Annotated in this window: 17 protein-coding genes and 1 tRNA gene; 8 read left to right on the top strand and 10 right to left on the bottom strand. The window is 70.1% G+C overall.

Annotated elements, in window-relative coordinates:
* Window positions 1–91 precede the first annotated feature (91 nt).
* Window positions 92–1,540 (top strand): NADP-dependent phosphogluconate dehydrogenase, encoded by a 1,449-nt coding sequence (gndA, locus tag SK224_RS06090; RefSeq protein ID WP_320433878.1) that lies wholly within the window; start codon window positions 92–94, stop codon window positions 1,538–1,540.
* Window positions 1,541–1,546: 6 nt separating this feature from the next.
* Window positions 1,547–1,978: a VanZ family protein gene (locus tag SK224_RS06085; protein WP_320433877.1), complete on the top strand. Its 432-nt coding sequence runs from the start codon at window positions 1,547–1,549 to the stop codon at window positions 1,976–1,978.
* A 23-nt stretch (window positions 1,979–2,001) separates the two neighbouring features.
* Here SK224_RS06085 and SK224_RS06080 read toward each other — a convergent pair whose 3' ends face one another.
* Window positions 2,002–2,715: an ABC transporter ATP-binding protein gene (locus tag SK224_RS06080; protein ID WP_320433876.1), complete on the bottom strand. Its 714-nt coding sequence runs from the start codon at window positions 2,713–2,715 to the stop codon at window positions 2,002–2,004.
* A 31-nt stretch (window positions 2,716–2,746) separates the two neighbouring features.
* Window positions 2,747–4,204, bottom strand: coding sequence for an ABC transporter permease (locus SK224_RS06075; RefSeq protein WP_320433875.1), 1,458 nt, complete (start codon window positions 4,202–4,204; stop codon window positions 2,747–2,749).
* A gap of 196 nt (window positions 4,205–4,400) precedes the next feature.
* Here SK224_RS06075 and SK224_RS06070 point away from each other — a divergent pair, with 196 nt between their 5' ends.
* From SK224_RS06070 to pgi, 3 genes are read left to right on the top strand one after another with little or no spacing between them, the layout of a single operon-like run.
* Entirely contained in the window at window positions 4,401–5,135 is a 735-nt protein-coding gene (locus tag SK224_RS06070; protein ID WP_274285789.1) for a response regulator transcription factor, read from the top strand.
* 17 nt (window positions 5,136–5,152) lie between these two features.
* Window positions 5,153–6,604: a sensor histidine kinase gene (locus SK224_RS06065; RefSeq protein ID WP_320433874.1), complete on the top strand. Its 1,452-nt coding sequence runs from the start codon at window positions 5,153–5,155 to the stop codon at window positions 6,602–6,604.
* A 9-nt stretch (window positions 6,605–6,613) separates the two neighbouring features.
* The gene (gene pgi, locus SK224_RS06060; protein WP_320433873.1) at window positions 6,614–8,296 is read left to right on the top strand and encodes a glucose-6-phosphate isomerase; all 1,683 of its coding nucleotides are present in this window, start codon (window positions 6,614–6,616) and stop codon (window positions 8,294–8,296) included.
* Window positions 8,297–8,323: 27 nt separating this feature from the next.
* Here pgi and SK224_RS06055 read toward each other — a convergent pair whose 3' ends face one another.
* The 6 genes from SK224_RS06055 to SK224_RS06030 form a co-directional block, all read right to left on the bottom strand.
* Window positions 8,324–9,892: a flavodoxin reductase gene (locus SK224_RS06055; RefSeq protein ID WP_320433872.1), complete on the bottom strand. Its 1,569-nt coding sequence runs from the start codon at window positions 9,890–9,892 to the stop codon at window positions 8,324–8,326.
* Window positions 9,889–10,743, bottom strand: a complete 855-nt coding sequence (locus SK224_RS06050; RefSeq protein ID WP_320433871.1) for an FAD:protein FMN transferase — start codon at window positions 10,741–10,743, stop codon at window positions 9,889–9,891. The genes SK224_RS06055 and SK224_RS06050 overlap by 4 nt, the downstream gene beginning before the upstream one ends.
* Window positions 10,743–11,234 (bottom strand): FMN-binding protein, encoded by a 492-nt coding sequence (locus SK224_RS06045; protein WP_320433870.1) that lies wholly within the window; start codon window positions 11,232–11,234, stop codon window positions 10,743–10,745. Before SK224_RS06045 ends, SK224_RS06050 begins: the two co-directional genes overlap by 1 nt.
* 162 nt (window positions 11,235–11,396) lie before the next feature.
* On the bottom strand, window positions 11,397–12,431 hold the full coding sequence (locus tag SK224_RS06040; RefSeq protein ID WP_320433869.1) for a ribose-phosphate diphosphokinase: 1,035 nt from the start codon (window positions 12,429–12,431) through the stop codon (window positions 11,397–11,399).
* Window positions 12,415–13,875 (bottom strand): bifunctional UDP-N-acetylglucosamine diphosphorylase/glucosamine-1-phosphate N-acetyltransferase GlmU, encoded by a 1,461-nt coding sequence (gene glmU / locus SK224_RS06035; RefSeq protein ID WP_320433868.1) that lies wholly within the window; start codon window positions 13,873–13,875, stop codon window positions 12,415–12,417. The genes SK224_RS06040 and glmU overlap by 17 nt, the downstream gene beginning before the upstream one ends.
* Window position 13,876: 1 nt before the next feature.
* Window positions 13,877–13,948, bottom strand: a tRNA-Gln gene (locus SK224_RS06030).
* A gap of 230 nt (window positions 13,949–14,178) precedes the next feature.
* Between SK224_RS06030 and SK224_RS06025 the strand changes: the two genes are divergently transcribed.
* Both SK224_RS06025 and SK224_RS06020 read left to right on the top strand, forming a co-directional pair.
* Window positions 14,179–14,676, top strand: coding sequence for a MarR family winged helix-turn-helix transcriptional regulator (locus SK224_RS06025; protein ID WP_274285797.1), 498 nt, complete (start codon window positions 14,179–14,181; stop codon window positions 14,674–14,676).
* A complete protein-coding gene (locus SK224_RS06020) occupies window positions 14,673–15,197 on the top strand; it encodes a hypothetical protein (protein ID WP_320433867.1) in 525 nt (174 codons plus the stop codon). The genes SK224_RS06025 and SK224_RS06020 overlap by 4 nt, the downstream gene beginning before the upstream one ends.
* 10 nt (window positions 15,198–15,207) lie before the next feature.
* Here SK224_RS06020 and SK224_RS06015 read toward each other — a convergent pair whose 3' ends face one another.
* Window positions 15,208–16,077 carry an SDR family oxidoreductase gene (locus SK224_RS06015; protein ID WP_320433866.1) on the bottom strand — a complete coding sequence of 290 codons (870 nt, stop codon included), beginning with the start codon at window positions 16,075–16,077 and terminating at the stop codon, window positions 15,208–15,210.
* Window positions 16,078–16,204: 127 nt separating this feature from the next.
* Between SK224_RS06015 and SK224_RS06010 the strand changes: the two genes are divergently transcribed.
* On the top strand, window positions 16,205–17,998 hold the full coding sequence (locus SK224_RS06010; RefSeq protein WP_320433865.1) for an ABC-F family ATP-binding cassette domain-containing protein: 1,794 nt from the start codon (window positions 16,205–16,207) through the stop codon (window positions 17,996–17,998).
* A 19-nt stretch (window positions 17,999–18,017) separates the two neighbouring features.
* On the opposite strand, the gene SK224_RS06005 is transcribed toward SK224_RS06010, so the two are convergent.
* Window positions 18,018–19,010: an NAD-dependent epimerase/dehydratase family protein gene (locus SK224_RS06005; protein ID WP_320433864.1), complete on the bottom strand. Its 993-nt coding sequence runs from the start codon at window positions 19,008–19,010 to the stop codon at window positions 18,018–18,020.
* Window positions 19,011–19,132: the final 122 nt, after the last annotated feature.

Here is a 19,132-nt window from a genome sequence, read left to right as displayed (position 1 = left end):
GCGGCGACGCCCGACGTCGCACGGAACCCTCGCGGCGCGTGGGAACACTACGATTGGCGTGTTCCCACCCTTCGTTCGAGGAGTATTTTTCGTGACCGAGGCATCAGCCAACATCGGAGTCGTCGGACTCGCCGTCATGGGGTCGAACCTGGCCCGCAACCTCGCCTCGCGCGAGGGCAACACGGTGGCCGTGTTCAACCGCAGCTATGACAAGACCGAGCACCTCGTCACGGAGCACCCCGAGGCGGGCTTCGTGCCCGCTTCGACGTACGCGGAGTTCGCCGCGTCGCTGCAGAAGCCGCGCACCGCGATCATCATGGTCAAGGCCGGCGGCCCCACGGATGCGGTCATCAACGACCTCGTGCAGGTCTTCGAGCCCGGCGACATCATCGTCGACGGCGGCAACGCCCTGTTCACCGACACGATCCGCCGCGAGAAGGCGGTGCGCGAGACGGGCATCAACTTCGTCGGCGCCGGCATCTCGGGCGGCGAAGAGGGTGCGCTGAACGGCCCCTCGATCATGCCCGGCGGCTCGGACGAGTCGTGGGTCACGCTCGGACCGATCCTCAAGAGCATCGCGGCCGTCGCCGAGGGCGAGCCCTGTGTCACGCACGTCGGTCACGACGGCGCAGGCCACTTCGTCAAGATGATCCACAACGGCATCGAGTACGTCGACATGCAGCTCATCGGCGAGGCGTACGACCTCATCCGTCGGGGCACCGGCAAGTCGCCCGCCGAGATCTCCGAGATCTTCGCCGAGTGGAACCGCGGCGAGCTGGAGTCGTACCTGATCGAGATCACCGCCGAAGTGCTCAAGCAGGTCGACGCCGCCACCGGCAAGCCGCTCGTGGACGTCATCGTCGACCAGGCCGGCGCCAAGGGAACGGGCGCCTGGACCGTGCAGACCGCACTGGATCTCGGCATCCCCGTCTCCGGCATCGCCGAGGCCGTCTTCGCCCGCTCGCTCTCCTCGAAGCCCGCGCAGCGCGCCGAGGCGACGTCGCTTCCCGGCCCCTCCTCGACGGGAACGGTCGCCGACCCCGAGGCGTTCATCGAGGACGTCCGCCAGGCACTGTACGCGTCGAAGATCATCGCCTACTCGCAGGGCTTCGACGCGATCGTGGCCGGCGCCGAGCAGTACGGCTGGGACATCAAGAAGGGCGACATCGCCAAGATCTGGCGCGGCGGCTGCATCATCCGCGCCCAGTTCCTCAACCGCATCACCGAGGCGTACGCCGAGAACCCGTCGCTGCAGGCTCTGGTGCTCGCACCCTACTTCCGCGACGCCGTCGCGACCGCCCAGGACGCGTGGCGCCGCGTCGTCATCGGCGCCGTAGAGACGGGCGTGCCCACGCCCGCGTTCTCGTCGTCGCTGGCCTACTACGACGGCCTGCGCGCTGACCGCCTTCCGGCGGCGCTCATCCAGGGGCAGCGCGACTTCTTCGGCGCACACACGTACAAGCGCATCGATAAGGAGGGCACCTTCCACACGCTGTGGTCGGGCGACCGCTCCGAGGTCGAGGCCGTCGACACGCACTGACCTGTCATGACGGACGCCGTCGTGCGCGGCCGCCGGAGCACGCTCCTCCTGGCGGTCGCCACGGCGGCGTATCTCGTGGTGCTGGCGCGCCTCACGCTCGTGGCCGACGACGCGGCCGGCACCGGCGGCATCCTGAAGGCGTGGGCCGAGGCCTTCGGCGCGACGCCGTGGACCCGCTGGATCACTTTCGATCTGCTGGAGTTCACCGCGAACATCGCACTGTTCGTGCCCGCCGGCCTTCTCGGAGCCCTGTGGCTGGGCCGCCGGTGGTGGCTCGCCATCCCGATCGGCCTCGCGATCAGCGCCGGAATCGAGACGACGCAGGGTCTGGCCCTCGCCGGGCGGGTCGCCGATGTGCGCGATCTCGTCTCGAACACGACCGGCACCGCGATCGGCGCGCTCGCGATCGCGGCGACGCGCCGCATCCGCCGCCGCTGAACGACGGATGCGGCGCGCCGGGGTCACCGGGTGATGTCGCGCACCGTGCCCTTCTCGAGCCGCAGGCGCCGCGTGGCGCGCCGGGCCACGGCCGAGTCGTGCGTCACCACGATCAGTGTGAGTCCGTCGCGGTTGAGCGCCTCCAGCACCTCGAGGATCTCGTCGCGCATGTGCTCGTCGAGATTGCCCGTCGGCTCGTCCGCCAGCAGCACACGGGGCTTCTTCGCGATGGCCCTCGCGATCGCCACCCGCTGCTGCTGACCGCCCGACAACTCTCCCGGTCGATGGTCGGCGCGTTCCTCGAGGCCGACGCGCGCAAGCGCCTCGCGGACCCGCTCGGCCCGTTCGGACTGCGGCAGTCCCAGAGGCTCGAGCCCCATGTCGACGTTCTCTGCGGCCGTCAGGGTCGGGATGAGGTTGAACCCCTGGAACACGAAGCCGATCTCGTGCGCGCGCACCTCGCTGAGCTGACGGTTGGTCGCGCGGGCGATGTCGGTCTCGCCCAGCATCACCTGGCCCTCTGTCGGCTGGTCCAACGCACCGAGTAGCTGGAGGAACGTGGACTTGCCGCCTCCCGTGGGCCCTTGGATGGTGACGAACTCGCCGGGATCGATGTCGATGTCGACACCGGTGAGCGCCGTCACCACCCTCCCCTTCTGCCGGTACGTCTTGCCGACGCCGCGCACCCGATAGGCGAACGGGGCGGGGGCGGCTTCGACGGTGTCGTTCATGGTCATGTCTGTTCTCCTCGTTTCGTTTCGGTGCGGCTCAGGCGACGGCACGCAGCGCCTCGGCAGGGCTGAGTCGGGCGGCTCGCCAGCCGCCGAAGGCCCCCGCCACAAGCCCCGCGGCGATCGACAGCGCGACGGCCACCAGAACGATGCCGACCGACACCGGTGCGTTCAGGACCACGTCGGATGCGGCGGCCGCCAGCTGCGGCGCTCCGCCCATTCCTGCCATTCCGCCCGGCCCCGTCATCCCGGCCGGGCCCGTCGCCTGCTCCGTGGTCGCCGAGATCGTCGGAGAGATCAGGTTGATGACGCCGATCGCGCCGAGCCCCAGGACCACACCGGCGACACCGCCGATGAGCCCCTGCACGACCGACTCGCCGGCGACCTGTCCGACGACGCGGCGGTTGGACCAGCCGATCGCCTTGAGGGTTCCGAACTCGCGCGTGCGGCGGGAGACGCCGGAGATCGTGAAGAGCACGGCCAGTGCCACGGCGACGACCAGCAGGAGCACCGACAGCCACGTGCCGAGACTCGTGATCAGTGCGGCAGCGCTCGCCAGCGAGCCCGAGACGGTCGAGGCCAGATCCGACTGCGAACTCACGGTGGCGTCGGGGAAGGCGTCCGAGATCGCCGTCTGCACTGCGCCGATGGCGTCCGCGGAGCTCGCCTGCACGTAGACCGTCGAGACGACGTCGCCCACGCCCGCGAGCGACTGCGCGACGTCGAGCGGGATGTACACGTTCGCGGCCGTGTCGGCGTCGTTCGTCGCGGAGGCGACGATGCCCACGACCTGCATCGAGGTGCCGCCCACATCGATCGTGCCGCCCACGACCAGCGACTTCGACGCAGCATAGGTGGCGTCGAGCACGGCGACGTTCTGACCCGCATCCGCGCCCTCCAGCATCCGCCCCTCGGAGAGGGTCACCGCAGAGAGCGGTCCGACGGATGCGTCGGCTCCGACGCCGAGCACGGAGAACGAGTCGAGGTCGAAGGATCCGCCGCCGAAGCCCCCGCCTCCGCCCGGCGGGCCGGTCTGGCCCTCCGCGCCGGTGCCGTCGTCGGTGGACGGGCGCTCGGGGAGTTCGCCCGTGAAGGTCGAGTTGGTCAGTGCGAGCGCGCCGGATGCGGCCGAGACGTTCTCCAGGTTCGCGACGGTGTCGACGGTGGACGCCGCCAGCGTGCCGCGCATCAGATCGGTCATCAGCCGCGATTGGCTGAGCGAGGTGGTGCCGTCAGCGTCCGTCGAGCCGCCGTCCTGACCGAACTCGAAGCGAGGCCGCTCGCCTTCGCCGGGCTCGGTCTCGGCACCGGCCACGGTCAGGTCGGTGCCGACGCCGTAGACGGATTCCAGGGCGCGGGTCTGCGCGTCGCGCACGCCGGACGACAGCGCCGTGACCACGATGACGAGCGCGATGGCGATGGCGAGTCCCGCCGCCACGATGATGGTCTGCTTCTTGCGGCCGGACAGCTCCCGCCGCAGATATGTCGCGTACATGTTCTCCTCCTGGCCCATCGGGTTCTGGGGCCGTGCCGTGACGCTAAAGATCCTCACGATGCGAGACACATGGCGCGTTGATGAGGCGACTATGCGACCATGTCTCTCATCCGGTGCCCGGGCCGGCTACGCGACTCACAGCGGGCTCATAACCCACTCCATAGGAACGGCATAGAAACGACCTCAGAATCGAGGCATGACTTCGATGGCACCCTCTCCCGCTCTGCAGCGCGCCGACGGCTCCGCTCCCCGCATCCTCGTCGTCGACGACGAGCAGATGCTCACCGATCTGCTGTCGATGGCTCTGCGCATGGAGGGCTGGGACGTGCGCGCCGCGGCCAGCGGCTTCCAGGCGCTCCAGGCCGCGCGCGATTTCGAGCCCGACGCCATGGTGCTCGACATCATGATGCCCGACCTCGACGGCATGGCGGTGCTGCAGCGGCTGCGCCAGTCGGGCAACGACGTGCCCGTGCTGTTCCTGACCGCGAAGGACGGCGTCGCCGACCGGGTCGCGGGACTCACGGCCGGCGGTGACGACTATGTGACGAAGCCCTTCAGCCTCGAAGAGGTCGTGGCCCGACTCCGCGGGCTCATGCGCCGCGCGGGCACCGCCCAGGCCGGCGACTCCGAGCCCATCCTGCGCGTCGGCGACCTCAGCCTCAACGAGGACAGCCACGAAGTCGAGCGCCAGGGTGTCGAGATCGAGCTGACCGCGACCGAGTTCGAGCTGCTGCGCTACCTCATGCGCAACCAGCGCCGGGTGGTGTCGAAGGCGCAGATCCTCGACCGCGTCTGGAACTACGACTTCGGTGGACGCTCGAGCGTCGTCGAGCTGTACATCTCGTACCTGCGCAAGAAGATCGACGCCGGGCGGGAGCCGCTGATCCACACCGTGCGCGGTGTGGGCTACATGATCAAAGCCCCGCAGTGACACGCGTCCACCGAAGGGTGGCGCGCCGACTCACGCTCCAGGCCCGGCTCATGGTCGCCGTCATCGGCATGGTCGCCGTCATCCTCGGCGCCGTCGGATTGGCGACCGGGACGATCCTCACCTCGATCATGCGCGAGAGCCTCGACACACAGGTCAGCGAGGCATCGCAGCTCTACGGCTCCCCCAACGACAGCGCGGCCGACATCCTGAAGAACGGCCGGCAGGAGGTCGGGACGCTTCTCGTGCTGCGCGGGCAGTACGGGCCGACGACCGGCGCCTATGTCGCCGCCGACTCGGTGGTCGAACTCACCTCGGCGCAGATCGAGAGCATCACGGGACGCCCGGACCACGACACCGGTCGCGTCGATGTGTCCGTGGAAGGGCTGGGCGACTACCGCGCCATCCTCACCGGCGACACCTCTGGCGCGTTCCTGCTCGTCGGCCTGCCGACCTCGGAGGTCACCGAGACCCTCGGGCAGATCGTCACCACCGTCGCCCTCGTGACCGTCGGCGGACTGCTCCTGCTCGGTGTCGTCCTGGCCATGATCATCCGCCGCAGCCTCCGCCCGCTCCGCGCGGTGGCGAGCACCGCCGAGCGCGTCGCCACCCAGCCGCTGTCGGAGGGTGCCGTGCACATCAGCGAGCGCGTTCCCGCATCCGAGGCCGACGACGCCACCGAGATCGGTCGGGTCGGCGTCGCGCTGAACACCCTTCTCGACCACGTCGAGACCTCGCTCGAGGCACGCCAGCGCAACGAGGAGCGGATGCGGCGCTTCGTCGCCGATGCGAGCCACGAGCTGCGCACCCCTCTCGCCTCCATCCGCGGGTACTCCGAGCTGTCGCTGCGCGATCGGACGCTCAGCGAGACCACGGAGTCGTCGCTGCAGCGCATCCAGGCACAGTCGCTGCGGATGACGGAACTCGTCGAAGACCTCCTGCTGCTCGCCCGCCTCGAAGAGGGGCACGAGCTGGTCTACGGTTCCGTCGATCTGTCGCGGTTGGCCGTCGAGTCCCTCGGCGACGCGCAGGCGGCGGGCCAGGATCACCACTGGGAGCTCGAACTCGACGAGGAGCCCGTCATCGTCGCCGGCGACACGGGCCGACTCACCCAGGTCGTGGCGAATCTGCTGGCGAACGCCCGCACCCACACCCCGGCGGGCACGACCGTGACGCTCAGCGTCACGCGCGAAGGTTCGGATGCGGTGCTGCGCGTGCACGACGACGGCCCCGGCGTCGATCCTCAGGTGCGCGACGAGCTGTTCGAGCGCTTCGCCCGCGGCGACAGCTCCCGCGCCCGCAAGACCGGCGGAACGGGCCTCGGCCTCTCGATCGCACGAGCCATCGCCGACGCTCACGGCGGCGAATTGACGGTGGATTCGAGCCCCGGCGACACCACGTTCACCCTGCGTATGCCGGGCAAACCCATTGATCCGGGACCGGCCGCATCCGAGGCCGATCCGAGCCACTAGCGTGGTGGGGTGACCACTCCGATCGATCCCACCACCACCTCCGCTTGGACGGATCTCGCCGCTCTCCGTGACGGGTTCTCCCCCGATCTGCGGGGCTGGTTCGCCACGGACGCCGACCGCGCCGCACGCCTGAGCCTGCCGCTGGCCGACCTGCACGTCGACCTCTCGAAGAACCTCGTCACCGACGACATCCTCGCCCGGCTCGTGGAGCTCGCGCGCCAGACGGGCGTCGAAGAGCGCTTCGCCGAGATGCTGGCCGGCGTGCACATCAACACGAGCGAGGACCGCGCCGTGCTGCACACGGCCCTGAGGCGTCCTGCGGGCGCCGCGCCCGCGCTCGTCGTGGACGGCCAGCAGGTCGACGAGGACGTGCAGTCGGTACTCGAGCTCGTGTCCGCGTTCGCCGACCGAGTGCGCTCGGGCGAGTGGCAGGGTGTCACGGGCAAGAAGGTCACCCACGTCGTCAACATCGGGATCGGCGGGTCCGACCTCGGTCCCGTCATGGTCTACGAGGCGCTCAAGCCCTACGCGGACGCCGGCATCCAGGCGCGGTTCGTGTCCAACATCGACCCGACCGACCTCGCCCAGAAGACCGCGGACCTCGATCCCGAGACGACGCTGTTCATCGTCGCGTCCAAGACCTTCACGACCCTCGAGACGCTGACCAACGCTCGCCTCGCCCGCGACTGGCTGTGGGCGGGCCTGACCGCATCCGGCGCCATCGCCGACGAGGACGACGCCCGGACGGATGCGGTCGCGCACCACTTCGTCGCGGTGTCGACCGCGCTCGACAAGGTCGCCGCCTTCGGAATCGACCCCGCCAACGCGTTCGGGTTCTGGGACTGGGTCGGCGGCCGCTACTCCGTCGACTCGGCGATCGGCCTGTCGCTGGCGATCGCTCTCGGCCCCGACGTGTTCCGCGAGCTGCTCGCCGGCTTCCACGCGGTCGACGAACACGTGCGCACCACGCCGCTCGAGCGCAACGTGCCCGTGCTCATGGGCCTGCTGAACGTCTGGTACAACAACTTCCTCGGTGCGCAGTCGCACGCGGTCCTCCCCTACGCGCAGCAGCTGAGCCGCTTCCCGGCGTACCTGCAGCAGCTGACGATGGAGTCCAACGGCAAGTCGGTGCGCTGGGACGGGTCCCCCGTCACGACCGACACCGGTGAGATCTTCTGGGGCGAGCCGGGCACGAACGGCCAGCACGCCTTCTACCAGCTCATCCACCAGGGCACGCGGCTGATCCCCGCCGACTTCATCGCGTTCGTGAACCCCGCCTATCCGCTCCGCGACGGCGACCGCGACGTGCACGGACTGTTCCTGGCGAACTTCCTCGCGCAGACCAAGGCGCTCGCGTTCGGCAAGACCGCCGCGGAGGTGGAGGCCGAGGGCACCACCGGTGCGCTGGTCGCTGCGCGCACGTTCGCGGGCAACCGCCCGACGACGTCGATCTTCGCACCCGCCCTGACGCCGGCAGTGCTGGGTCAACTCATCGCACTGTACGAGCACATCACGTTCACGCAGGGTGCGATCTGGGGCATCAACTCGTTCGACCAGTGGGGTGTCGAGCTCGGAAAGCAGCTCGCCCTGCAGATCGCCCCCGCGATCGAGGGGGACGCGGACGCGACCGCGGCACAGGATGCCTCGACGCGCTCCCTGCTGGACTACTACCGGGCCCACCGCACGCGCTGACGTCTCCGGGCCTCACGCCCGGGCGGGTCAGTAGCCGCTGAAGGCGTCGGTCGTGATGCCGCGGGCCTTCTCGAGCGCGGGTGCGAGGTCGGCGATCAGCCGCGGCGGACCCGACACGTACGCATGGCGCTGGCCGATGTCCGGCACGACGCGTGCCAGGTGTGCGGCGTCGATCCGGTCGGGACCGGCCCACGTCCAGTTCGCGGGCAAGGCTCCCGGATCGTCGGGCGTGAACACGACGACCGGAACCCCGGATGCGGCGAGGTCGTCGCGGAACACGAGCTGGCCGGCATCCGACGCCACGAACACGAGCACGATGTCGCGGCGCACGCCGCTCGCCGTGAGATGACGCAGCTGCGACACGAAGGGCGTCACGCCGATGCCGGCGGCCACCAGCAGGACGGGACGCGAGGTGTCCTTGGGCAGCACGAAGTCGCCCCAGACCCCCGTGACGGCGAGTCTCTTGCCCGGCGGCACCTCGCCGAGCGCCTTCTTGTACGAGCTCTGAGGCCCGACACCGTCGCGGTACGCGACGCGGACGGTGGGCAGGTCCTCGGGCGCGGAGACGATGCTGAACTCGCGTCGGGTCCCCCGCGCATCGGCGCGACGGTGCGGCACGTCGAGCTCGAGGTACTGTCCGGCGCGGAAGGCAAGACCGCGCTCGGCCCGGAACACGAGTTCGCGCACCGTCGCGCTGGGCGAACGCCGCTCGACGAGGGTCAGACGCACGGCCTGGCGCAGGCAGAACAGGAACGCGATCAGGTTTCCGATGATCAGCGCCCGCTCCTGCCCCAGCGTCATGTACCCGACGGGGATCGGCCAGCCGGCCAGCACGCCGACGACCGCGGCCACCGTGTACTGCTGCCAGCGCCGGGGCGGCAGCGTCAGCGGCTCGGAGAGCATGAACGCGCCGAGGAACAGGAACGGGGACGCGGTCAGCACCTGGGCGATGACGGTCCCCGCATCGATCGCGAGACCGGACTGCTGGTACTGCACGAAGACGCGGACGAGGTTGACGACGACGGCGACAACGAAGAAGAGTCCGACGACGCGGATCTTCTCGGTGCGCCAGAGCACGACGAGCCCGAGCAGCAGCACCGGGCCGAAGAGCACGGGTGTTCCCACCCACCAGGCCGAACCGCCGATGCCCGAATCCAACGGCAGGAGCGCGGACACGATCGTGACGACCGTCGCGCCCACTGCCGCCGGGTTGAAGATGTGGCGGCCGCGCCAGGCGAGCAGGTACTTGGAGACGGATGCGGCCAGCGCCGCGATCGCGATGCCGACGAGCCCCATCGGCTCGACGGTCGGACGCAGCACGAACAGCAGGATCACGGAGGTGATGAGCGTCGACTCGGTGCGCAGCGGCAGGCGGAGCAGTCGTTGCGCGGTCGTGTCGGCGAGGACGCCGACGACGGCCAGCACGACCGCGGTGGCCAGCAGCTCCCACGGCGTCGGGACGACGAGTCCTGCGAACGAGAGGACGAAGGCGATGACGGCGAGCAGACCCAGCGCGAGCTGGACGAGCCGGTACATCGACAGGCGCCCGAACAGGGCGGTGACCCGGTTCGCGCCGGCGGTGAAGGAGGCGATCACAGGAACAACTCGGCTTTCTGGTCTGCTGACCATTCGACGGTGCCGTCGGTGGTCATCCTCACCCACGACACCCCCCAGTCGGCGGCCAGCTCCGGGCCGCCGTCGAAGAAGAGTGCGGTCGCCGCCGCGTCGGCGTGCATCGCATCGGATGCCAGCGCCCACGTCGCGGCGATCGTGCGCACCGGCATCCCGGTACGGGCGTCGAGCACGTGGTGGAGGCCCTCGCCCCACGCGCGGCGGTTGACCGCGGAGGCGCACAGCGCCGCATCCTCGAGCTCGAACACGCCGATGGCGCGCGACGGGTCGAAGGGATGCTCGAGGCCGACCCGGACGGGCCCGCCGCGTACGGCCATGTCTCCGCTCGCGTCGACGACGAAGCCACCCGTGACCGAACTCGCGAGGATCTCGGCGACGAGGTCGACGAGGCGTCCCTTGCCGAGCGCGCCCACATCCAACAGCGCCGGCCGCGCGAGGCGCAGCGTCTGCGCGTCCCACTCGAGCACCTGCTGCCATGACGGCGCGGGAGCGGCCCCGCGGTCGACGAACGAGTACGTCGCGTCGTACCCGCGACGGGCAAGGCTCTCCCCCACCAGGGGATTCACCGCCCCCGCGGTCGCCGCGTCGAGCTCGCGGTACACATCGAGCATCGCCGCGGCATCGACCGGCGCGGCCGCCTCGCCGCCATGGACGGCGAGGCGGCTCACGAGCGAGTCCGGGCGGAACCGCGACCACTCCTCGTCGAAGCCGTCGATGACGGCGTCGATGAGCGTGCGGGCCGCATCCGGCACCGGCTCAACGGTCTCGATCTCCCAGCGGGTGCCGATCGCGTCGAACCGCCACAGCGCGGACATCAGCCCTTCGCTTCGGTCTTGATCTCCTCGATGGCCTGGTTGAAGCCGCCGCTCGTGAGCGACGAGCCGGCCACGCGGCTGACCTTGATGTCGTCGATCTTCTTACCGACGACCTCGTCCGAGATACCGCCGATGAACTGACTCTGGTACTGCTGCGACTCGCGGGCCTGCGGGTCGCCGGTCACATCGACCGCGGTGATGGTGCCATCCGCCAGTGTCACCTTCACGGTGATCTTCTCGACGGTCTCGGGGGTCTGGTAGGAGCCCTCGGCCGTGTAGCTGCCGTCCTTGTAGGAGCTGGAGCTGGAGCTGGTGCTCGAACCCGACGATCCGGTGCTCTGCGGGGTGCTCGACGACGCGGGGGCGTCATTCGTGCCGGCGTCGGTGGTTGCGGTCTGCGAAGCGCAACCAGCAAGGGCGAAAGCTCCAGCGACGCCGATCACGGCGGCGGCAGTGCGGACGGGGCGGGGTACGGCGTTCGTGCGGATCATTGACGGTCCTCCTGGATGCGGTGCCTCGACAGACGAGCCCGGCGTGTGCCGTGCGCGTCCCTCGCGCTGTCGTAGCCGCCCGCTGTATGCGGCGGCATGCACCATCCTGCGCAGCAGACTTTTGCGACCGCTATGAATCCCGGGGAAGGTGGATGGGAACCGTCAGGCCGCGCCGTCGAACATGCTCGTGACCGAACCGTCCTCGAAGACCTCGCGGATCGCGCGACCCAGAAGCGGCGCGATCGGCAGCACTGTGAGTGCCGGGAAACGCTTCTCTTCGGGGAGCGGAATCGTGTCGGTCACCACGACCTCGTCGATCGACCCATCCTGCAGGCGCTGGGTTGCGGGGTCGCTGAAGACGGCGTGCGTGGCCGCGACGATGACGCGCTCAGCACCGCTGGCTTTGAGTGCCTGCGCCGCTTTGACGATCGTGCCGCCCGTGTCGATCATGTCGTCGACCAGCAGGCACACCCGGCCCGCGACCGAACCGACGATCTCGTTGACGGTGACCTGGTTGGCGACGTTGGGGTCGCGGCGCTTGTGGATGATGGCCAGCGGCGCACCGAGGCTGTCGGACCACGTGTCGGCCACCCGCACCCGGCCGGTGTCCGGTGAGACGACCGTGAGCTTCTCCCGATCCTCGGGGCTCAGCGTGCGCTCGAAGTACTCCAGGAGCACGGGCTTGGCGAACAGATGGTCGACGGGGCCGTCGAAGAAGCCCTGGATCTGAGCGGCGTGCAGATCGACGCTCATGACGCGGTCGGCCCCCGCCGTCTTCAGCAGGTCGGCGACCAGGCGGGCGCTGATCGGCTCGCGCCCGCGGCCCTTCTTGTCCTGGCGGGAGTAAGGGAAGTACGGCGCCACGACGGTGATGCGCTTGGCGGATGCGCGCTTGGCCGCATCCAGCATGATGAGCGTCTCCATGAGCCACTCGTTCACCGGCGGGCCGAAGCTCTGCAGCAGGAAGAAGTCGCAGCCGCGGATCGAGACCTCGAAGCGGGTCAGGATCTCGCCGGAGGCGAAGGTGCGGTACTCCGTGGGAACGAGCTGCGTGCCCAGCTGCGCGGCGACCTCCGTCGACAGCTCGGGGTGCGAGCGGCCCGACGCGACGACGAGGCGCTTCTTGGTCTTGGCGACCAGTCCCGGAGCGATCCCGCGCTCGCGATCCAGATCGACCGTCTTATCTTTGCGTGCCATCGCCAGCTTCCTGTGCGGTCCGTGCGCGCTTCGCCGCATCAGCTGCGGACGTGCCCGGCCTGTTGTTCTCGACCCATCCCTCGACGTTGCGCTGAGGGGCGACGCTGAGAGCCAGGGCACCGGCCGGAACATCCTTGCGGATGACAGCTCCGGCACCGGTTTTCGCGCCGTCTCCGATCTTAACCGGCGCCACGAACACATTGTGCGAGCCGCTGTGCACCTCGTCACCGATCTCGGTGCGGTGCTTGGCGATGTCGTCGTAGTTCGCGGTGATGGCGCCGGCGCCGAGGTTGACGCCGCGGCCGATCGTCGTGTCGCCGATGTAGGAGAGGTGCGGCACCTTGCTGCCCTCGCCGATCTGCGAATTCTTGGTCTCGACGAAGGTTCCGATCTTGCCGTCGGCCGCGAGTGTCGTGCCGGGGCGGAGGTAGGCGAACGGTCCGACGCTCGCGCGCGGTCCGATGACCGCCAGCGTCGCATCCGTGCGGCGCACGACCGCATCCTCCCCGACCTCGCAGTCGGTGAGGCTCGTGTCGGGGCCGATCGTCGCGCCCGCGGCGACCGTCGTCGCCCCGAGGAGATACGTGCCCGGGAGCACGGTCACGTCTTCGGCGAGGGTCGCGTCGACATCGATCCAGGTCGTCGCGGGATCGAGGATGCTGGCGCCGGCCATCTGCCAGCGGCGCACCGTGCGGGCGTTGAGGATGCGGGCGGCTTCGGCGAGCTGCACACGGTCGTTGACGCCGAGGGCGGCAGCGGGGTCGGGCGACTGTCCGACGGCGATACGCTCGCCGGCGCGGCGGGCGAGTGCCACGACGTCCGTGAGGTACTTCTCACCCTGCGCGTTTGCCTGGCCGACCTCGGGGAGGTGACGGCGCAGCGCCTCGGCGCGGAAGACATAGACCCCCGCGTTGATCTCGGCGACCTCGGCCTCGTGATCGGTCGCATCCTTCTGCTCGACGATGCGCTCGACGTCGCCGGACGCATCGCGCAGCACCCGCCCGTATCCGGTGGGGTCGGCCAGGACCGCGCTGAGCAGGGTCACGGCCGCTTCGCGCGCCCGGTGGGTCTCGACGAGCGCCCGCAACGTCTCGGCCTCGAGCAGCGGCACGTCGCCGCTGAGCACGAGCACATCGCCGTCGAAGGCGTCGAGGCCGGCGAGCCCGAGTTCGACGGCGCGTCCGGTGCCGGGGATCTCGTCCTGGTCGACGACGACCGCGTCCGGCGCGAGGGCGGCGACCGCCTCGGCGACGAGCGTGCGCTCGTGCCGCACCACGACCGCCACGCGCGCGGGCTCGAGCACGCGGGCCGTGCGCAGCACGTGGCCGACGAGCGGTTGCCCGGCGAGCGGATGCAGCACCTTAGGCAAGCGGGAGCGCATGCGCGTTCCCTGACCGGCGGCGAGGACGATGACGGCGAGCGGTGCGGTAAGCGATTCCGACATGCTCCGCCGCCAGGACTCGAACCTAGACCTCACAGCTCCAAAGGCTGTCGTGCTGCCATTACACCACGGCGGACCGCCCGCTCTCGGGCGGGCTCCCCCAGTCTGCCACCTGCCGCCCGACGCGCCCGCATCCGCCGCCGTCCGGGCAGCCCGCTTCCCGCGAGAATGCATCTTCTGCACGAGATCACGGGTAATGACAGTGATCTCGTGCTCGAAATGCAGTCTCGCGGGGAGGAAGTGGGATGGGAAGGGGCGGACGGATGCGGGTGCGCGCGAGCGAGCGCCTGTCGCCATAATGGCCTCATGGCCACAGAGAGCGACGAGGTCGACCGCATCGTCGGATCGTGGACGACCCAGCGCCCGGATCTGGATTTCTCACCGCTCGAAGTGCTCTCCCGCGTGGACCGCCTCTCGCGACACCTCGATCGCGCCCGGCGAGAAGCGTTCCGCCGCAGCGATCTGGAGCCGTGGGAGTGGGATGTGCTCTCGGCGCTGCGGCGCTCCGGCGAGCCGTATCAGCTCAGCCCCAAGCAGCTGCTGCAGCAGACGCTCGTCTCGAGCGGCACGATGACCAACCGCATCGACCGCCTGGTGGGGCGCCGGCTCGTGCGCCGCGAGGCTGACCCCGCCGACGGCCGCAGCGTGCACGTCATCCTCACCGACGAGGGACGCACCCGCGTCGACGCCGCCATCACCCGCCTGGTCGACGCGGAGGCCCTGCTGCTGCAGCGACTCTCCCGCAGCGACCGGGACCGCCTTGCCGCACTGCTGCGCAAACTCTCCCTGGGATTCGACACATGAGCGACGACACCGCCATCACGCGCACGCCGGATGCGGCTGGGCACAGCAAGCTGCAGCGCTGGTTCGACAACCGATTCCGCACCCCGGTCGCCATCTACGGTCTCATCGTCTACACGACGGTCGTGCTGATCGCCGACGAGGAGGGCCCCGTCAGCGAGATGCTCGCGATCGCCATCAGCAGCCTCGTCGTCTTCTACCTCGCTCACGTGTTCGCGCACACACTGTCGGACCACGGGCGCCACGGTCTCGGAGCGGCGACACGCCTCGCGTTCATCCACTCGCTCGGCATGATCTACGCGTGCGCCCCATCGACGATCGCCATGATCATCACCGCGTTCTTCACGACGGATGCGGGCGACGTGCAGGATGCGGCGATCTGGACGGCCCTCGCAATGCTCGCCGTCCTCGGTTTCTCGGCCTACGCCCGCACCGGGGCGAAGCTCTGGGTCCGCCTGCTCGGCGCACTCGGCACGGCCCTGCTGGGCCTGCTGGTCGTGCTGCTGGAGTTCCTCCTGCACTGAACAACGCCGCTCATGCCAGAGAGAACCCACCGTCGCCGGTGAGCACCTGACCCACCACCCAGCTACCCGCGGCGCTGGTCAGCCAGGCGATGAGCTCGGCCGCATCCTCGGGCCGACCGAAGCGTCCGAACGGGGTCGTCCGGAGGTACTCCTCGATCTCGCCCAGCGGCCGGTCCGCGGTGTCGGGATCCAGGTAGCCGGTGTTGACGGGACCGGGGTTCACCGTGTTGAGCACGATGCCGAGCTCCAGCAGCTCCGCCGCAACGGATGCGGTGATGCCGGCGAGCGCGGCCTTGCTCGTGGCGTAGGCGATCTCTCCCCGCATCGGCCCGTGGATCTGACCCGAGGTCATCCAGATGACGTGGCCCTGCGGCGCAGCGTAGGGCTTCGCCCCGCTCACGCGCTCCCCGGGGCGCCGCTGCTCGTCCCGACTCGGAGCCTTGCGGCGGGCGAACTCCGCCGTCAGCAGCAGCGTCGAGCGCGCGTTCACCTGCCAGAACGCGTCGAGACGCTCGGGTGTCATATCGAGGATGCTGCCGTCGTCGCCGCTTCTGGCGTGATTGCAGACGAGGATGTCGACGGCGCCGGTCGCGGCGGCGGCCGCATCCATCACCCGACCGATCGCCTCGGTGTCGGCGAGATCCGCGCCGATGTCGGTCAGCGTCGCTCCGGGCGCGAGCTCGGAGCGGATGCCGGCGCGGACGTCATCGAGATCGTCGGCGCCCCACGGCTGATCTTCGTCGTGCGGACGGTGGTGCTGGATGACGAGGTGCGCGCCGCGTGCGGCGAGCGCGCGGGCGACGGCATAGCCGATGCCGCGACGCCGGGAGACGCCGGTGACAAGAGCGGTCCGGCCGCTCAACGGAAGATCTGCGTACATGGGTGGACCCTTTCCGAGTCGCGCGACGGCGCGTTGACGGGAGCAGAAGGCGGGTCACCGGCATTGCATGCTGCGAGCGTAGCAACCGCACCGGGCGTGGGAGGCGGTCATCTAGCCTGGAAGCAACATGGCTCATCTACTCGGCGGCGAAGCCCTCCATCTCGAATACCCGACGAAGGTCGTCTTCGACTCCATCTCGCTCGGCGTCAACGAGGGTGACCGCATCGGCATCGTCGGCCGCAACGGCGACGGCAAGTCCACCCTGCTCGGCATGCTCGCCGGACGCACCGAACCCGACAGCGGACGCGTGACGGTGCGCGGCGGCGTGCGCATCGGCGTGCTGGATCAGGCCGACACCCTCGTCGACGGTCGCTCGATCGGCGAGAGCGTCGTCGGCGACCGTCCCGAGCACGAGTGGGCGGGCGACGCCCGCGCCCGCGACGTCATCGCGGGACTCCTCGGCGACCTCGACTGGGATGCGGATGTCGCCACCCTCTCCGGAGGGCAGCGGCGCCGCGTGTCGCTCGCGGCGCTCCTCGCCGGCGACTGGGACGTCATCGCCCTCGACGAGCCGACCAACCACCTCGACGTGGAGGCGATCAGCTGGCTCGCCGCGCACCTGAAGAAGCGGTGGCCCGCCAATGCCGGCGGCCTGCTCGTCGTGACACACGACCGGTGGTTCCTCGACGAGGTGTGCACGATGACCTGGGAGGTGCACGACCGCATCGTCGAGCCCTTCGAAGGCGGTTACGCCGCGTACATCCTGCAGCGCGTCGAGCGCGACCGGCAGGCGGCGGCGATCGAGTCGAAGCGGCAGAACCTGGCCCGTAAGGAGCTGGCATGGCTGCGGCGCGGCGCGCCCGCGCGCACGTCGAAGCCGAAGTTCCGCATCGACGCAGCGAACGAGCTCATCGCCGACGTACCCGAGATCCGCGACAGCGTCTCCCTGCGCTCCCTCGCCGTCGCGCGGCTCGGCAAGGACGTCGTAGACCTGCTCGACGCATCGGTGTCGTACGACGGTCGCGAGGTGCTGCACGAGGTCGAGTGGCGCATCGCGCCGGGCGAGCGCACCGGCATCCTCGGTGTGAACGGTGCCGGCAAGTCCACCCTGCTGGGGCTCGTCTCGGGTGAGATCGCACCGAGCGCGGGGCGCGTGAAGCGCGGCAAGACCGTGCAGGTCGCGACACTCTCGCAGCGCATGGACGAGCTCGACGAGCACCTCGACTCCCCCGTGCGCGTCGTGCTCGCGGGCCTTCGCACGACCTACTCGTTCGGGGCGGGCTCGAAGGCGCAGGAGCTCACCCCCGGTCAGCTGCTCGAACGCCTCGGGTTCTCCAGCGCGCAGCTCTCGACGCCCGTGAAGGACCTCTCGGGAGGTCAGAAGCGGCGCCTGCAGCTGCTTCTCGTGCTGCTCTCGCAGCCCAACGTGCTCATCCTCGACGAGCCGACCAACGACCTCGACACCGACATGCTCGCGGCGATGGAGGATCTGCTCGACTCGTGGCCGGGCACCCTCGTCGTCGTCTCACACGACCGGTACTTCCTCGAGCGCGTCACCGACCAGCAGTACGCGATCCTCGACGGGCGCTTCCGGCATCTGCCCGGCGGCGTCGAGGAGTATCTGCGCCTGCGCGCCGCGCAGCCCGCGATCACCGGCGCGGAACGTGAGAAGCCGGCGGCGGCCGCATCCCCCGCCCTCGCGGGCGCGGAGCGTCGCGCGGCCGAGAAGGAACTGTCGGCGATCGACCGGCGCCTCGCGAAGCTGCAGACCGAGATCGCCGCGCTGGACGCGCGGTTCGCCGACGCCCACGACGACTACGACCGGCTCCTCGAGCTGCAGCGCACCCGTGACGCGTACGTCACCGAGGTCGCGAGCCTCGAAGAGCGCTGGCTGGAACTCGGCGAGGCGCTCGACGACTGAGCGCCCCGCCGAAGGTTCGTCAGGCGGGTACGGACTCGCGCGGGTGCTCGACGCACCAGGCGAGGCAGGCGCGGATCTCGCCCAGGACGTCGTCGGGTTCGACGTCGAGGGCGATCGTGTCCGCCACATCGCCCACGGCGCGCTTCTCACCCAGCAGCGCCGTGTCCGCGGGGTGCAGACCGAACTCGCGACCGACCGCCTGCACCTCGGCCTCGCGGGCCTCGGAGGTGGGAAGGAGGTCGCCGAGCGGCACCACGGCGACGTCGTGCGGGTCGCGCCCGACCGCCTCGCAGCACAGCTCGAGGAACTGGGAGTGGCTGAGCTCGTAGGCGCTCAGGGTGTACCGACTGCCGTGTGTGCCCCGCTCCATCGCTCCGACCGCGGCCTGCGCCACCTGGCGCACCGTGACGGCGGATGTGGACCCACCCAGCACCGGGATCGGACCGGCGCTGGCTGCGACTGCATCCAGCACGGCCTGCCAGCGGGGACGCTGGCCCGCCACGACGCCGAAGATGTAGGGCAGGCGCAGGACCATGACGTCCATCGCGCCGTCACCCTCGAGCACGGCGACCTCTTCCTGCGCATAGCGGGAGCGCGGGTAGGCGTTGCGCGTGCGGAAGCCGAGCTCGGGCCAGCGCTCCCCCCACTCGGCGGTGTCGGAGCCGAAGACGATGAAGCGCCCGACGCCGGCCGCGCGCGCGAGGCGGGCGAGGCGCTGCGTCGGGACGACGTTGGCCTCGTAGTAGAAGCGGGATGCGGGCGCGGGCGGCAGCGTGCGCTCATCGGCGCCCATCGCGAAGAACACCGCATCCGTGCCCGCGAGCAGGTCGGCGAGCTCGCCGTCGGTCATCAGGTTCAGATCGCCCCAGTGGGCGTCGACCTCGACCGGCAGCTCCGGCGCGTCGGTCGCGGGCAGCGCCAGGGTCGCGACCCGATAGCCGCGACGCAGGAGTTCCTGCGTGGTGTGGTAGCCGAGGAGGCCGGTGCCGCCGACGACGAGTGCGCGTTGCATGATGAGCCCTTCCGCGCCGATCCCCTCGGCGCCCTGTGTCTTCGACGCTAGGCGCGCGCATCCTGACGCAGCAGGGGCGAAGGTCCCACGACAGCGACGGGCCCCCGGCGCGGTGCACGCCG

It is taken from the genome of Microbacterium sp. BG28 (assembly GCF_034044005.1).
Taxonomy (GTDB): domain Bacteria; phylum Actinomycetota; class Actinomycetes; order Actinomycetales; family Microbacteriaceae; genus Microbacterium.
This window is presented reverse-complemented; position numbering and strand designations above follow the sequence as displayed.